Raw genomic sequence first — 15,840 nt, forward strand, 5'->3', positions numbered from 1 at the left:
GATATTCGTATTAAGAAAGTTAAAATAACTTATCGCATTGCCAAACTGATCGCTTGACAATACCAACACCAGAACCTCTGGAATAAGAAAGGTCAAGATAACAAATAAAGTAAGAAAAGTCCCAAATTTAGCCAGTCGCATCATACAACTCCATTGTAGTATTTAAAATCCATAATTATAACGTATAGTACACAATTATTGACAATCAATGGAGTGCTAGTTAATGAATGCTTCTTTTTATTTAAAAGAAAAACTAAAGGCAGATAGAGAGTTATCGCTATCGTTAGAGCGCGGGATAAAAGGAGCTGTGAGTTCTGCCAAAGGAACGATCAGGAATGTATATAGTGGTGCTGAAAGAGCCAGTTGGTATACATCCTGTTTCTTTGAAAAATATGCGAGAGAATGTCAGGAAATAAAAGCTGAGGATGCAAGAATAATAAAAGCAATATCAGAGGTATACAGAAGATCTGATGTTATCTTTGACATGATAAAGCTTTATGTCGAATATGTTCTTGATAGGTACACACCGCGTGAAAACATGCAGAATTCCGCTTATCAGTCAACCCATTTAGCTGCTAATCTCTCAGTTTCAATAACCACTAAAAAAGCCATGGCTTACTCTATAGCTAAAACAGTTGCGGAGTCATTCTCTGTATCCAATATTGTACGGGCAGAAATAAACAAAAAAGGTTTGTTTTTAATTAATGCCGCTGATTTATATGGGAAAGTTCAAAAATCCGCTATGGCGGCCAGAAAGCTGCAAGTGATTGACCCGGAATATTATAATTTATTACGAATCAATAATATAGAAATGCTTTACGTATATATAGAACCAGTTGTTTCTAAAGCAATGGAGAAAATACGTTCCAACTCTAATTTAAGCTTTGATGAAATTGTGGATATACTTAACGGCATGGGAAGGTAATGAAAAATATATTGTGTAACATATTATTTTCAACGATTCCATTTGTGGTTATTATCATATGTTCAATCTGTTATTTGATATTTTTTCCTGATCACTTTGGAAAACTCACATTAGCAACCATCGTGATAGTGTTCTTGGTGTCTTGCAAACTAATGCCGAATAAATACATTTGAAATAACATCAATGAGGCGGCTGTTTTCAGTCACCCTATAACCATTCCTTTCTCTATGGTTGACCTTAATTCCCCTACTGGCTAACCATTAAATAAGAGCGCCGCCAGTTATTGCACTTTACTGACGGCGATAGCGAATGGATTGAAGAACTGATGTATTGCTATGCCACACTAAATCACAGCATTCCATGTGTTTTAGCGTAATCGCGCAACGCTTCATTCATCTTAGTTTGCCACCCGTCACCCTGCGCCCGATAGGCGTCCACCACATCGTGATCAATCCGTAACTTAACTGGCTCTTTCGGATTTGCCAGTTTTGGCCGACCACGGGTTTTTATCACCTTTTCCGCGCCCTCTTTCCCAAACAACTCGGTAAATACCTCGGTGGCTGGACGTGCGCGGGCAAACTCTGCCTCGCCCCACTCAGGGTTATCGGTTATGGTGACTTTACTGATTTTTTTGTTCATATCGCTTTACCTCACGGGAATTGGCCTTACGCAAGCTGATAACATGCACCTTGCCGTTACGTGGTGTGAATACCAACATATGTAACCGCTCTTCAATGTAGCCCAGTGCCTGAAAGCGCCGCTCTGGATATTCCTTACGTAGATCCTCAACAATTAGCGCGGTAGCAACTTCGAAATCACGCGCCATCTCAAAGGACAGTTTACGTTCAGCAATATTTTTTTCGTTTTTGGTTGGGTCGTAAGATATGTCCATATAATTAATGTACCCCCAATAAATACATCAATGCAAGAGATATTAGCATTCATGCTTTAGTTTCATTTCCTTTGTGCCATCCCTCACACAAAACCCATCACATGCCGCGCGCGCCCGTAGGCGGCACACTGGCCGCATGAATATCCTTATTGCTGGCCTTAAACGCCTGTTGGCTAACATTATCCGCATTGGCATCGTCTCAGACGTCGATCTTGCTAACGGATTGTGCCGGGTCAAAATTGGCAACCTTGAAACCGATTGGCTCAATTGGTTAACGCTACGCGCCGGTCGGGTGCGTTTTTGGTCTGCGCCGTCCAAAGGTGAACAAGTCATGGTGCTGAGTATCGGCGGTGAACTCACCACCGGCTTTGTGCTGCCCGCCATTTTTTCTGATGCTCATTCCGCGCCGTCACAATCGGCTGATGCCATGGTGATCACTTTTCCTGATGGTGCGCGTTTTGAGTATGAGCCGGAAACCAGTCACCTGGCTGTCACCGGCATAGCCACGGCGGTGATTGAAGCCAGTGAATCAGTCAATGTGACCGCGCCCAATATCACTTGTACCGCATCAGTCAAAATCACGCTGGATACGCCAGAAGTGGAATGTACCAACAACCTAACCACCGCCACGCTGGATGTGACCCAAAGCGGCAAGATGAGCGGCAATATCACGCATACCGGCGGTAAATTTTCATCTAATGGCGTGGTGGTTGATAACCATAATCACGGCGGCGTGCAGCGCGGCGGAAGCTGGACTGAGGGGGTTAAATGACAAGCTATAAATATATCGGTATGAACCGCAACAGCGGTTTAAACATCGGAGATATTGACCATATTCGCCAGTCAATCAGTGACATTCTGACCACGCCGCAAGGCTCGCGAGTGATGCGCCGTGATTATGGCTCCTTACTATCAACCCTAATCGACCAGCCACAAAATCCCGCTCTGCATCTAAAAATGATGGCCGCTGTCTATGGTGCGGTAATGCGATGGGAACCGCGCGTGACGCTGAATGCCATCAGTATCACCACTCAAATTGACGGTAAGATGATGGTGGATTTAACCGGTAGCCGTACCGACAGCGATAGCCGGTTGAGTTTGGTCGTGCCACTAGGAGGCCAATAATGCCAATCATTGATTTAAGCCAGTTACCGGCCCCACTGGTGATTGAATCACTGGATTTTGAAAGCCTGTTTGCCTTACGCAAAGAGGAATTTATCGCCTTATATCCGGCTGATCAACAAGACGCCGTGCGACTAACACTGTCATTTGAGTCTGAACCCATCGTGAAGTTGTTGCAGGAAAGTACCTACCGTGAATTGCTGTTGCGACAGCGTGTCAATGAGGGGGCGCAAGCGGTGATGGTGGCCCATGCGATGGGGGGTGATTTAGATCACCTTGGCGCAAACAATGGTATTGCGCGACTGACCATCACGCCAGCCAATCCAGACGCCATCCCACCGATTACCGCAGTGATGGAGTCTGACGACGATTTTCGGGTGCGTATCCCGCAAGCCTTTGAGGGTTTGAGCGTGGCGGGGCCGACCGGCGCGTATGAATACCATGCCCGCAGTGCTGACGGCCGCATCGCTGACGCCTCCGCAATCAGCCCGTCCCCCGCTTGCGTCACCGTCACTGTGCTTTCTCGCGAGGGGAACGGCACGGCACCGCAGGAATTGCTGGATAAAGTCTTTACCGCCCTGAATGACGAGAATGTGCGGCCGGTAGCCGACCGATTAACGGTGAATACCGCCGATATCGTGGAATATCAGATTGACGCCACGCTCTATTTTTACCCAGGGCCAGAAGCCGAACCGATCCGCGCTGCATCAGAAGCCCAATTGCAAAATTACATCAGCACTCAGCGCCGATTAGGGCGCGATATTCGCAAGTCGGCGATTTATGCCGCGCTGCATGTCGAGGGGGTGCAGCGAGTTGATCTGGTCGCACCGATAGCGGATGTGGTGTTGGATAAAACACAGGCAGCCTATTGTACCGGCTATACATTAATAGCGGGTGGCTCAGATGAATAAACGTTTATTGCCGGTTGGCTCAACCCCGCTGGAAGTTGCCGCTGCACAAGCCTGTGCGCGCATGGCTGATATTGATGTGCCGTTGCGTCAGTTATGGAATGCGGACACTTGCCCGCTGGAGTTACTGCCTTATCTGGCGTGGGCGTGGTCGGTCGACAGATGGGATGAGGGCTGGCCGGAAGCCACAAAGCGCGCAGTGGTCAGCGCCTCGTTTTACGTCCATAAACGCAAAGGCACTATTGGCGCAATTCGGCGTGTGGTGGAGCCGCTCGGCTATCTGATTAAGGTGATTGAGTGGTGGAAAACCAACGAGGCTCCCGGCACTTTTCGTCTGGATGTTGGCGTGCTGGAGACCGGTATTACTGAGGAGATGTATCAGGAGTTGGAGCGGCTGATTGATGATGCCAAGCCGTGTAGCCGCCATCTGATCGGCCTATCGATTAATCTCGATGTTAACGGAACGATCCCCATCAGCGCCGCCAGCTATGACGGTGACGAAATGACCATTTACCCCTATCTACCCGAAACTATTACCGTTAGCGGCCAAGGCTATTGCGGCGGTGTGGTGCATCTGATTGATGATATGAGAGTCAACCCATGACAGTGAAATATTTTGCGCTACTGACCAATTTGGGGGCGGCCAAGCTGGCAAACGCGGCCGCTCTCGGTACCCCATTACAAATTACGCATATGGCGGTGGGGGATGGCGGCGGTGCCTTACCAATTCCAAACCCGGCACAAACACAGCTTGTGGGTGAAAAACGCCGCGCCGCATTGAATTCATTGAGTATTGATGAGGCGAATAGTAGCCAGATTATCGCCGAGCAAGTGATCCCCGAAACGGACGGCGGTTGGTGGATACGTGAAATCGGGCTATTTGATAAAGATGGCGTATTAATTGCCATTGCCAACTGCCCGGACACCTATAAACCCCAGCTACAAGAGGGCAGCGGCCGCACGCAAACCGTGCGCATGGTGCTGATTGTGAGTAGCACTGAGGCGGTCACATTAAAAATCGATCCGTCTGTGGTGTTGGCAACGCGCAAATACGTCGATGATAAGGTGATTGAGGTTAAAACCTATGCCGATGAATTGATGATTGCACATTTGACAGCGGTTGATCCACATTCACAGTATGCTCCCAAAGCTAGCCCCGCACTGACGGGTAAACCAACTACCCCTACACCGGCCGCGGGAAATAATACCCAACAATTGGCGAATACCGCTTTTGTGCAAGCCGCCCTCACTGCTTTGGGTTTGGGAGATGCAGCTAAATTAAGCTCTGGTGTCGCCGGAGGCGTTGCACTCTTTAACGATACGCTCCGCGTGGTTAATGACTTAATCGAAATTAAAAACAAAGGTGAAATCGCCAAAACTAACGCAAGAGTTAATCTCGGCTGTGGAACGGCAGCGGCAAAAGATGTCGGAACCGGTGCGGGACAAATACCCGATATGAGCGCCTGGTCATTTGTCAAAAATGCCGATAACAGTAAGTGGACGCTGACATTACCCAATGGTTTTCTTCTGCAAAAAAGTTCCGTTGTCACTCAGGGCGCAACTGCAACGATTAACGCCGCCTGGTTAACCCCATTTCCAATTGAGTGCTTAGGTGTGTGGGGAACAGATGGTTCGTCTGGCGTCGCTGATTTAGGGTCTGCTAACGCAGCTCAATTACCTGCTGGTCGAATTTATTACATGTTAATGACCACGACATATGCGACTGTCGGCGGTTATGGCGGCATTGATATCTACGCAATAGGACATTAAGAATGAAATATTATTTCTCCCCTACCACGCTTGGACTTTACCGCGAAGAAATGAAACCTCGCTATATTGCGGCCGAGTCATGGCCCAGTGATGCAATAGAAGTCACGCAGGATATTTATGACCAATACACCAATGCAGCCCCAACAGGGAAAGAAATAGGTGTTGATAACACTCAGCCTTGTTGGGTCGATATTCAAACGCTACCGCTAAACCCCGACCAACTAGCGGCAAAAGCTCGCGCCCATCGTGATGATTTTATTATTGCCACTGACCCCATGATGGTCAGCGATTACTCGATTGATGACGCCCCACTGACCAAGGAACAGCGCACCGAGTTAACCGCCACACGTGCGCTCTATCGCGCATGGCCGATGCAGGAGAACTGGCCGCTGATTGAACTACCCGAACTGCCGCAATGGCTGTTAGTGGAAGCCGTTAATCAGGGCTATCGTGTCCCAGTCTGGCCGCCGCTGTCAGCCTGACATTTTATATTAGCCCCGACCTCGGGGCTTTTTTTTGTGCCATCCCTCACACAACCCCCACCCACTGCCCCGCGCGTAATTATCCGGCATCATAGCGAATGAACGCTTAACCGGAGAAAACGCATGTCTGCAACCGATTACCACCATGGTGTGCGCGTCATTGAAATTAACGAAGGCACTCGCCCGATCCGCACTGTCAGTACGGCGGTGGTCGGGATGGTCTGTACCTCCGATGATGCTGACGCCACCCTATTTCCACTCAATACCCCGGTATTACTCACCGATGTGTTAGCCGCCAGTGGCAAGGCCGGTGAAACCGGCACATTAGCCCATTCACTGGATGCCATCGGCGACCAAACCAAACCCGTTACTATCGTTGTCCGTGTGGCTCAGGGTGAAACCGAAGCCGAGACCACGTCAAACATCATTGGTGGATCCACACCGGATGGCCGCTACACCGGCATGAAAGCACTACTGGCCGCACAGGGCAAGTTTGACGTTAAACCGCGAATTTTGGGTGTCCCAGGTCATGACACTAAAGCGGTAGCCACCGAACTGCTTTCCATCGCTCAAGATTTACGCGCCTTTGCCTACATCAGTGCTTATGGTTGTAAAACCAAAGAAGAGGCCATTATCTACCGCGATAATTTCAGCCAGCGAGAAGCCATGGTGATTTGGCCGGATTTTCTTAGCTGGGATACGGTCACTAATGCCGAGACGACCGCCTTTGCAACCGCTCGCGCACTCGGCTTGCGTGCCAAGATTGATAATGATGTTGGCTGGCATAAAACACTGTCTAACGTGGGAGTAAATGGTGTTACTGGCATTAGCGCTGATGTGTTTTGGGATCTGCAAAACAGCGCCACCGATGCCAACTTGCTCAACAGTAAAGACGTCACCACTTTGATCCGTAAAGACGGTTATCGCTTTTGGGGTTCTCGCTCTTGCTCTGATGATCCGCTATTTGCCTTTGAAAATTACACCCGCACCGCTCAGGTACTGGCTGACACCATGGCCGAGGCGCATATGTGGGCTAACGATAAGCCGCTCAGCCCATCACTGGCAAAAGACATTATTGAGGGCATTCGCGCCAAAATGCGTGAATTGAAATCATTGGGCTATTTGATCGATGGCGATTGCTGGTACGACGACAGCGTGAACGATAAAGACACCCTGAAAGCGGGTCGCCTGTTTATTGATTACGACTATACGCCAGTGCCACCACTGGAAGATTTAACCCTACGCCAGCGCATCACCGATCGCTATCTGGCTAATTTCGCCGCCGCTGTTAATAGCTAAGGAGTTTAATTATGGCCTTACCACGCAAACTTAAGTTCCTGAATGTATTCAATGACGGGAACAGCTATCAAGGGGTAGTTGAATCGATCACCTTGCCAAAACTCAACCGCAAATTTGAAGAGTTTCGCGGTGGCGGGATGAACGGCAGCGCTAAGGTCGATTTGGGGCTGGCGGATGGCGCGCTGGATGTTGACTGGACACTGGGCGGTATTGAACACGAGATTTACAAGCAATGGGGTGTAACCAAAGTCGATGGCGTGATGCTGCGTTTTGCTGGCTCTTATCAGCGCGACGACACCGGCGAAACCCACGCGGTAGAAATTGTGATGCGCGGCCGTCATGAGGAAATCGACGGCGGTGACAGTAAACAAGGCGACAACACCACCACCAAGATTTCCACTAAAAACACCTACTACAAACTGACGTGGGACGGTGAAGTGCTGATTGAAATCGACATTGTGAATATGGTCGAAATGGTTAACGGCGTCGATATGCTGGAAGCCCACCGCCGCAATATTGGCCTTTAATGCCCCCATCAGAGAGTAGATGACGAGTCACGATAGCCCATCGATGGGGAAAAGTTCCGTTCGGGTCGTAGCGGCTTAGGCCGCCGGAGCGCCCGTAGGAACAGTTGCCCCGTCGCACTCGGGGCAAACCTCCTAACTTTTAATCGGATAATTATTATGAAAAAAGACACGACAGAACCCCAATTTAATGTGATCACACTGGATGTACCTATTGTCCGGGGGGATACCACCATTACCGAAGTCACGGTGAATAAACCCAACGCCGGAGCGTTGCGCGGGGCTAAGTTGCAAGCGCTGTTAGATACCGATGTTGACGCCTTGATCCGGGTATTGCCTCGCATCACTACGCCCAATCTGACCGTGCCAGAAATCAGCAACCTTGATCCGGCGGATATCTACGCGCTGTCTCAGGCGCTGGCGATTTTTTTCTTACCGAACTCGGTCAAGTCCGACTACCTGAGTGCTTAACAGTTGATGATTTGATGGCTGATATTGCGGTGGTATTCCATTGGCCGCCATCCGCCACCGATCCAATGACTATTGGTGAGCTTTTAGAATGGCGACATAAAGCCATTATCCGTAACGGGGGCAGTGATGAGTGATAAGAACCTCCGCTTGCAGGTTTCTTTAAGTGCCATTGATAAAGTGACCAAGCCCTTTAAATCTATGTTGGCCAGCAATAAGATGCTGGCCGCATCGATTAAAAATTCCAAACAAGAGCTTAAACAACTCAATAGCCAGGCGGCTAATATTGAGGGCTTTCGTAAGAACAAAGCGGCGGTTAATGGTGCCGCTCAGGCATTGGCCGCCGCCCGCGATAAAGCGCGCCAGCTTGCTAATGAATTAAAAAACAGTGCGGCACCCACTGCAAAGCAAGCCAGAGAGTTTAAGCGCGCCAGCGAAGCCGCCGCCAAACTAAAACAAAAATACAATGACTTACGCATCGCGCTACATACCCAGCGCAGCGCATTACAAAGCAGCGGCGTTGCCACTAACCGATTAGGTCAGGCACAGCGATCCCTTAAAGCCAATATCACCAGCACCACCGCCGCGCTGACTGCGCAACAGCGCCGGTTAGAGCAGCAAGCGCAGCAACAACAGCGCCTCAGTGCCGCCCGTAACCGCTTTGATAGCAGCAATCAACGCAAAGCCATTGCCGCCGGGCTGGGTTACACCTCGCTCTCCACCGGCCGCGCCATGGGCCGCGGGATTGGGAACGCCCTGCATGTCGGTTATGAATTTGACGCCATGATGAGCGGTACCCAGGCGGTAACCCGCATTAAAGATAAAAACTCGCCCGAAATGCAAGCCATGCGCCATCAGGCCCGTACTTTGCCGCTGTCCTCTAAATTTACCGACCTGCAAGTCGCCGAGGGCCAATATTACCTTGGCCGCACCGGCTACAGCCCGAAACAGGTTGTTGGGGCAATGCCGGGTATGCTGAATTTAGCGGCGGCCGGTGATATCGATTTGGGTACCACCGCCGATATCGCGTCCAATATTCAAACCGCGATGGGTATCCCCGCCGAGAAAATGGATCGGGTGGCCGATGTGCTCACCGCCCTGTTTACCCGGAATAACGTGGATATTCCGATGTTGGGCGAATCCATGAAGTATTCCGGTGGCGTTGGCCGCGAATACGGGCAGAGTTTGGAGACAGTCGCAGCGTCTACCGCCATGCTAGGTAGCGCCGGTATTCAGGGTAGTCAGGCCGGTACCACCATGCGTAGCATCTTAAGCCGTATTGGTGGCTCCAGTACCGTTAAAGATTTAGGGGTTAAGACGGCCGATAAAAACGGCAATATGCGCGATCTGGTGGATATCCTCAAAGATATCAATGAGAAAACCGCTAAAATGGGCAACGTTGAGCGCGGGGCTATCTTTAAGAGCATCGCCGGGCAATATGCCGTGACCGGTTTTGGCGTGCTGATGCACGCTGCCGGTAATGGCTCGTTGGATAAGATGCGCGGTCAGCCCGGTGAGTATGATGGCGAGGCGGCGCGCGTGGCAGCGACCAAGCTGGACAACTTAAAAGGCGACATGACTATTATTCATGCCGCCCTGGAAAACGTCAGCGTTGAACTGTTTGAGAAAAATGACGCATGGCTTAGGTCAACAGCTAAAAGCATTACCGAGTTTATGCACGGTGTGGCCGAGTTCCTCAAAGCGCATCCAAAAATCAGCCTTGGCATTGTGCAGGTGGGTACCGCTGTCGCTATTGCTACCGCCGCATTCGGTGCATTGGCGATTGCCGTGGTCGGTATTTTGGGGCCATTCGCCCTACTGCGTTTTACTACCTCAGTATTGGGCATCCGATTGTTGCCGCAGCTGTCGTTTGGTATGTCCAGACTGGCGAGCACTACTCCGATAACCACCCAGCAGATCGGCAACTTTAGCCGCTCACTGCTTACCCTGTCTAAAAATGGCGGTCAGTCGGCGATTGCCACCCTTAAAGGGCTGGGTAATGGACTGGTTAATGTGGTGCGTTCGCCGGTTAAATCCGGCATCAGCGGTTTTAAAATGCTGGGTAATGGCATTAGCTGGCTGGCTAAATCTCCGCTTAAATTCCTGCGTTTTGTCCTTGGTGGCTTAGGGGGCATGTTCGGGATATTAATCAGCCCCATCGGCCTGATTGGTGCGGCTATCGCGGGCGTTGGCCTGTTGATTTACAAGTATTGGAATCCGATTAAGGCGTTTTTAGGCGGCGCGGTGGATGGCTTTATGCAAGCCGCCGCCCCGATTAGAGAGGCACTTAAACCGCTGGGGCCGGTGTTTGACTGGATTGGTGATGCGGTTAAAAACGTGTGGAATTGGTTTAAAAAGCTATTGGAGCCGGTGCAATCCACCACCGCCGATTTAAACAGCGCTGCCGATGCCGGTAAATCTTTCGGTAAATTTCTGGCCGATGGTATCAGCTTTGCCATGACACCGCTTAACGCGCTGATTTCATCCATTAAATGGGTGCTGGAAAAGCTGGATGAAGTGAAACAGCGCTCCGAGAAAACCCGCGAACTGGCACAGAGTAATCCGGCGCTAGCCGCCGCCGCTGGCAACTACGGTATTACATGGAAACCCGCCCCCAAGGGCAACAGTGCCGCTGATATCGCCGCGAAATACACCGGTGAATATGATAACGGCGGCACTATCCCGTTGGGTAAATTTGGCGTAGTCGGTGAGCATGGGCCAGAGATTATTAACGGCCCGGCACACATCACTGGCCGTCGCAATACTGCCGCCATGGCGGTTGCCGCTTCCATGCTATTTAGTGGCTATCAAGCTGCCGCCGCCCCGCTTCATCCGTACAGTTTACCAGCGACACAGTACCGCAATAATCACAGCGGCCAGACCAATAACCCGCCACAAAACCAAGCCAGCCATGCCGCGCTCATTATCAATATTTACCCGACGCCGCAGCAGGATGCACAGGATATTGCCCGCGAGGTGGCCCGTCAATTAGCGGCTTATCACCGAAACACGCAAAGCAAATCAAACCGCAGCTATCAAGACCATGACGACTAAGGAGTAATCACATGATGATGGCATTAGGGATGTTTGTCTTTATGCTGCAAACCGTCCCTTATCAAGATTTTCAGCATCAAATGGCATGGCGTCACCCCTCAAATGCCCGCATTGGCTTACGGCCAATCAGTCAATTTTTAGGGCCAGATGAAGAGTCTATTACGCTATCCGGTGTGCTATACCCTGAATTGACTGGCGGTAAAATCTCACTCATGGCGCTGCAACTGATGGCTGAAACCGGCAAAGCCTGGTCATTGATTGAAGGGAACGGCGCTATTCATGGCATGTTTGTCATTGAGAATCTTAGCCGCACCAAAAGTATTTTTTTCAGTGACGGGTCGGCGCGGAAAATTGAGTTTACGCTCACGCTAAAGCGCACCGATGAATCTTTGAAAGAGATGTTTGGTGATTTATCTCAGCAATTTGACGATATCGCTACTCAAATATCGGACACTGCCAGCGGATTATTATCATGACCATAATCGATAGCCTGTTAAATAACGGGCATAACGCGCCGGATTATTCTATTAAAGTCGACGGTGTAGATAAAAGCGGCGGCATTAAAAAGCGATTAATGTCATTAACCTTGACGGATAATCGCGGCTTTGAAGCTGATCAGCTTGATATTGAATTGGATGATTCAGACGGTCAATTAGTGTTGCCACGTCGCGGGGCGAAAATAGCGGTTGCGCTGGGCTGGCAAGGGTCGGCGCTAATTGATAAAGGCGTATTTACCGTGGATGAAATAGAGCACAGCGGCGCACCGGACAAGCTGACTATTCGCGCCCGCAGTGCGGATTTTCGTGAAACGCTGAATGTTCGCCGCGATCAGTCTTACCATAAAACCACCATTGGCGGGATCATTAAAATAATTGCCGAGCGCAATAAACTCAACCCAACTTTAAATAAAGCCATGTCTGATTTAACGGTTGACCATATAGACCAAACCAACGAATCAGACGGTAATTTAATAACCCGATTAGCGAAACAATATGGCGCTATTGCCGCCGTAAAAAATGGCAATCTGTTATTTATCAAACAAGGCCAATCGAAAACCGCCAGCGGTAAACCGATACCAGTCATGACCGTTATCCGCAGTTTGGGTGACGGCCATCAATTTAGTATGGCTGACCGGGGCGCATATACCGGCGTCGTGGCGAACTGGCTTAACACCCGCACCACCGAAAAACCAGCGGTAAAAGTAAAGCGTAAACGCAAGACGAAAAGCAGCGCCAAGCCCAAGAAGCCAGAAGAGAAACAGGGCGAATATCTGATAGGTACGGATGAAAATGTACTGACCTTGCGCACCACTTACGCCAGCAAGAACAACGCACAGCGGGCGGCTAAATCGAATTGGGAACGGCTGCAACGGGGTGCGGCGAAATTCTCTATTCAACTTGCCAAAGGTCGCGCCGATCTCTATCCCGAAGTGCCGGTTAAAGTGACCGGATTCAAAAAGCAGATTGATGAAGCTGATTGGACGCTGGTCACTGTTACCCATTCGGTGAGTGGCAGCGGCTTTACTACCGCGCTGGAATTAGAGGTGAAAATAGATGATTTGGATATGGAATGATGATTTTTAATCAATAATCACGCATAATTATCATTAACACCGGCCATAGCCGGGATGATGCCGGAGTCCGGATCATGTTCAATTGCCCTTTATGCCATAGCGCAGCCCATACCCGCAGCAGCAGCCAAATCACCACCGAAACCAAAGAGCGCTATCACCAGTGCATCAATGTGAATTGCGGCCATACCTTTGTGACGATGGAAAGTTTTATGCGTTCAATCTCCAAGCCCGGTGAGATTAACCCGGTGATGCCTCATCCACAAACTGGAGGGCAGGTGGTGATGTTCTGACCGTGAAATGAAATCATTAGTCATTCTTTGATCCTGCTTTTAGCAGGATTTTTTATGTGTGCCGGGCATGCTCAGCAGCTCGGGGGTGAAAGTCCCCTGTCCAGCCTGATGGTGGCGAAGGACTAGTGAAGCGCAAGGGCGTCGTCGTGAGGCGGGGTCTGAAGGAAGCGTGGAGCAAAACCATGACCTGACGGACAGAAACCCGATATAAGGCCTACCCGACTGGCGGAGCAAGCATGTGATTGCGAAGGCCATAACCATCAAGAGCCGGGGTGGTAGATTGGGCAGGTGTGTGGTGAAAGCGGCTGAGCTTACCCCGGGAGGCCTGTCCGGCGTTCTGTATTCAGAACTGAGTGCATCGTAAGGTGCGCTGACCGGTGGACAGGAGTCAGCAGAGGGCATAGTAGGACGTGACGTCTGAAGGCCCGAACGGTAATGAGTGACGAGTATCAGCGGAGGTTCTGAACGGTCATGCAGCAGAAAACGCATCGCGGCCCTGAAGCCCGAAGAAGGGGTGAAGCCCCGGACGCCGGTTCCCGGGGGGCTGAAACCGGGCAGGCACCGACGACCAGAGAAAGTCCGTCGTCAACAGCGTGGCTGATGGAAGCCATCTGTGAACCCGTCAATCTCAGGCAAGCCCTGAAAAGAGTGAAGGCCAATAAAGGTGCGGCGGGAGCCGACGGCATGAGCGTAAGCGAACTGCCGGAGTACCTGAAACACCACTGGCCCGAACTGAAAGCGCAACTGCTGTCCGGCAGCTATCGCCCATCCCCTGTAAGAAGAGTGACCATCCCGAAACCCTGCGGCGGCGAACGTCTGCTGGGTATCCCGACGGTGGTGGATCGTTTTATCCAGCAGGCGATGATGCAGGTGTTGCAGATGCAGTGGGATGCGTCGTTCAGCGACAGCAGCTACGGGTTCCGCCCCGGGCGCTCTGCCCATCAGGCTGTGAAACAGGCTCATGAATATATTGGGTCCGGGTATCACTGGGTGGTCGATCTCGATCTGGAGAAGTTCTTCGACCGGGTGAACCACGATGTACTGATGAGCCGGATAGCGAAACGGGTGTCGGATAAACGGGTGCTGTCACTTATCCGCAGGTTCCTGAATGCAGGCGTGATGGAAGCCGGTCTGGTAAGGCCGGTGACAGAAGGGACGCCGCAGGGCGGCCCGCTGTCGCCGTTGTTATCGAATCTGCTGCTGGATGACTTCGATAAGGAACTGGAGAAACGCGGCCTGAAGTTCGCCCGTTATGCAGACGACTGTAATGTGTATGTGAAAAGCGAACGTGCAGGCAATCGTGTGATGGCGGGGCTGACGCACTGGCTGAGCCGTAAACTGAAGCTGAAGGTGAATGCGAAAAAGAGCGCAGTGGCGCATCCGGAGTCGCGTAAGTTCCTGGGTTACAGCTTCATAAGGGGCAGGAAAGTGTGGTGCGTGGTGTCGCCGGGATCGGTGAAGCGGTTCAAAACGCGGATAAGGGAACTGACGGGACGTAACACGGGCAGAAGCCTGGAGCAGCTAATCGAGCCGTTAAAGCGATATATGACGGGCTGGAAAAGCTACTACAGGCTGAACGAGTGGCCATCGCTGATAAGAGAGCTGAACGGGTGGATAAGGCGCAGGCTGCGGAGTGTCCTCTGGAAACAGTGGAAAACGGGCGGCAAGCGTTATAAAGAGCTGCACAATCGCGGGGTTAGCAAAGACCTCTCGGCGCAGACGGTGGGAAGTTGCCATAAACAGTGGCGGGTGAGCTGTAGCCCGGCGCTGAACATAGCACTTCCCAATAACCTGTTCGTCAGACTGGGCCTGCCAGAGTTATAGGAAGGCGACGATCAACATAACCGAACCGCCGTATACGGACCCGTATGTACGGTGGTGTGGGAGGAGGCTGGTTGTGAGATCAGCCCCTATCCCGATTTGCCTGATAATTATAAGTATTAACGCAGGTAACTAAAATTTACTATCAAGTTAAAGATGGACTCATAAAAACAGTGAATGGGGATAGGGATGAAAAAGAGAATTTTAGTGGCACTGCTGATTGCTGGCTTTGCCGGTAATACGATGGCTGCAACACTTAGCGGCAAACACCCGGTTTGCACATCCAAAGATGCTTTCGAGCGCCTTTTTGCAGCAGCAAAACACAATGATATGCCCGCTATCACCGAGATAATGCAGACTGAATGCTTTATGCCGAAAGTTGGCCTACCCGTTGATAAGGTGGTGTCTATGGGGGTGACAAGCGGAGTGGCGCAGGTAAAAGTTTATGCCGATGGAGATCTATTTGACCTTTGGACTAACTCTGAGAGCTTGAAAGCGGATTAATAACATTTTGATGAAAAGCGCCCGCAAAAATGCGGGCGTTTTTATGCTATTGACGTACTATTGTAGCTAGATGTGGTCAATGTGTGGACATTGCTAGAAATTAATCCTTTAATTTCAGTGATATAAATTCGCGTAAAGCCTAGCAGGTTGTTGGCTTTCTGCGAAATCGCACCAAGATCTCTGATAGACTGAAAGTATGGCGTCCCCT

At 50.6% G+C, this 15,840-nt stretch carries 19 protein-coding genes; 17 read left to right on the plus strand and 2 right to left on the minus strand.

Translation table 11 applies throughout. The annotated features are described in order from the left end of the window. Window positions 1-223 precede the first annotated feature (223 nt). Window positions 224-925: a hypothetical protein gene (locus FFE93_RS02115; protein ID WP_049598936.1), complete on the plus strand. Its 702-nt coding sequence runs from the start codon at window positions 224-226 to the stop codon at window positions 923-925. Window positions 926-1,273: 348 nt separating this feature from the next. Here FFE93_RS02115 and FFE93_RS02120 read toward each other — a convergent pair whose 3' ends face one another. Both FFE93_RS02120 and FFE93_RS02125 read right to left on the minus strand, forming a co-directional pair. After that, a complete protein-coding gene (locus tag FFE93_RS02120) occupies window positions 1,274-1,564 on the minus strand; it encodes a BrnA antitoxin family protein (RefSeq protein ID WP_049598939.1) in 291 nt (96 codons plus the stop codon). Next, a complete protein-coding gene (locus FFE93_RS02125) occupies window positions 1,545-1,817 on the minus strand; it encodes a BrnT family toxin (protein ID WP_049598943.1) in 273 nt (90 codons plus the stop codon). Before FFE93_RS02125 ends, FFE93_RS02120 begins: the two co-directional genes overlap by 20 nt. Window positions 1,818-1,953: 136 nt before the next feature. On the opposite strand from FFE93_RS02125, the gene FFE93_RS02130 reads away from it, so the two are divergent. From FFE93_RS02130 to FFE93_RS02205, 16 genes are all read left to right on the plus strand, one after another. Continuing rightward, window positions 1,954-2,589, plus strand: a complete 636-nt coding sequence (locus tag FFE93_RS02130) for a phage baseplate assembly protein V (protein WP_049598946.1) — start codon at window positions 1,954-1,956, stop codon at window positions 2,587-2,589. After that, window positions 2,586-2,942, plus strand: a complete 357-nt coding sequence (locus FFE93_RS02135; protein WP_049598948.1) for a GPW/gp25 family protein — start codon at window positions 2,586-2,588, stop codon at window positions 2,940-2,942. The genes FFE93_RS02130 and FFE93_RS02135 overlap by 4 nt, the downstream gene beginning before the upstream one ends. After that, the gene (locus FFE93_RS02140) at window positions 2,942-3,850 is read left to right on the plus strand and encodes a baseplate assembly protein (protein WP_049598951.1); all 909 of its coding nucleotides are present in this window, start codon (window positions 2,942-2,944) and stop codon (window positions 3,848-3,850) included. Before FFE93_RS02135 ends, FFE93_RS02140 begins: the two co-directional genes overlap by 1 nt. Next, a complete protein-coding gene (locus FFE93_RS02145; protein ID WP_049598954.1) occupies window positions 3,843-4,451 on the plus strand; it encodes a phage tail protein I in 609 nt (202 codons plus the stop codon). The genes FFE93_RS02140 and FFE93_RS02145 overlap by 8 nt, the downstream gene beginning before the upstream one ends. Beyond that, window positions 4,448-5,617, plus strand: coding sequence for a phage tail protein (locus FFE93_RS02150; protein WP_074007273.1), 1,170 nt, complete (start codon window positions 4,448-4,450; stop codon window positions 5,615-5,617). The genes FFE93_RS02145 and FFE93_RS02150 overlap by 4 nt, the downstream gene beginning before the upstream one ends. Window positions 5,618-5,619: 2 nt before the next feature. Next, a complete protein-coding gene (locus FFE93_RS02155) occupies window positions 5,620-6,099 on the plus strand; it encodes a tail fiber assembly protein (RefSeq protein WP_054872124.1) in 480 nt (159 codons plus the stop codon). A gap of 123 nt (window positions 6,100-6,222) precedes the next feature. Further along, a complete protein-coding gene (locus FFE93_RS02160; RefSeq protein ID WP_049598960.1) occupies window positions 6,223-7,398 on the plus strand; it encodes a phage tail sheath protein in 1,176 nt (391 codons plus the stop codon). Between the two features lie 11 nt (window positions 7,399-7,409). Next, window positions 7,410-7,925, plus strand: coding sequence for a phage major tail tube protein (locus tag FFE93_RS02165; protein ID WP_042562520.1), 516 nt, complete (start codon window positions 7,410-7,412; stop codon window positions 7,923-7,925). A gap of 156 nt (window positions 7,926-8,081) precedes the next feature. Beyond that, entirely contained in the window at window positions 8,082-8,393 is a 312-nt protein-coding gene (locus tag FFE93_RS02170) for a phage tail assembly protein (protein ID WP_049598964.1), read from the plus strand. Between the two features lie 14 nt (window positions 8,394-8,407). Continuing rightward, window positions 8,408-8,527, plus strand: coding sequence for a GpE family phage tail protein (locus FFE93_RS02175; protein WP_042562521.1), 120 nt, complete (start codon window positions 8,408-8,410; stop codon window positions 8,525-8,527). Further along, window positions 8,520-11,444: a phage tail tape measure protein gene (locus FFE93_RS02180; RefSeq protein WP_049598967.1), complete on the plus strand. Its 2,925-nt coding sequence runs from the start codon at window positions 8,520-8,522 to the stop codon at window positions 11,442-11,444. Before FFE93_RS02175 ends, FFE93_RS02180 begins: the two co-directional genes overlap by 8 nt. An 11-nt stretch (window positions 11,445-11,455) precedes the next feature. After that, on the plus strand, window positions 11,456-11,920 hold the full coding sequence (locus FFE93_RS02185) for a phage tail protein (RefSeq protein WP_049598971.1): 465 nt from the start codon (window positions 11,456-11,458) through the stop codon (window positions 11,918-11,920). Beyond that, window positions 11,917-13,017 carry a phage late control D family protein gene (locus FFE93_RS02190; RefSeq protein ID WP_049598974.1) on the plus strand — a complete coding sequence of 367 codons (1,101 nt, stop codon included), beginning with the start codon at window positions 11,917-11,919 and terminating at the stop codon, window positions 13,015-13,017. The genes FFE93_RS02185 and FFE93_RS02190 overlap by 4 nt, the downstream gene beginning before the upstream one ends. 74 nt (window positions 13,018-13,091) lie before the next feature. Then, a complete protein-coding gene (locus tag FFE93_RS02195) occupies window positions 13,092-13,307 on the plus strand; it encodes an ogr/Delta-like zinc finger family protein (protein ID WP_013649733.1) in 216 nt (71 codons plus the stop codon). Window positions 13,308-13,907: 600 nt separating this feature from the next. Continuing rightward, window positions 13,908-15,131, plus strand: coding sequence for a group II intron reverse transcriptase/maturase (ltrA, locus tag FFE93_RS02200; protein ID WP_261368997.1), 1,224 nt, complete (start codon window positions 13,908-13,910; stop codon window positions 15,129-15,131). Between the two features lie 186 nt (window positions 15,132-15,317). Next, window positions 15,318-15,632 carry a hypothetical protein gene (locus FFE93_RS02205; protein ID WP_261369034.1) on the plus strand — a complete coding sequence of 105 codons (315 nt, stop codon included), beginning with the start codon at window positions 15,318-15,320 and terminating at the stop codon, window positions 15,630-15,632. The last annotated feature ends 208 nt before the right edge of the window (window positions 15,633-15,840 follow it).

The sequence above is a fragment of the Yersinia sp. KBS0713 genome, assembly GCF_005937895.2.
GTDB classification, from domain to species: domain Bacteria; phylum Pseudomonadota; class Gammaproteobacteria; order Enterobacterales; family Enterobacteriaceae; genus Yersinia; species Yersinia bercovieri.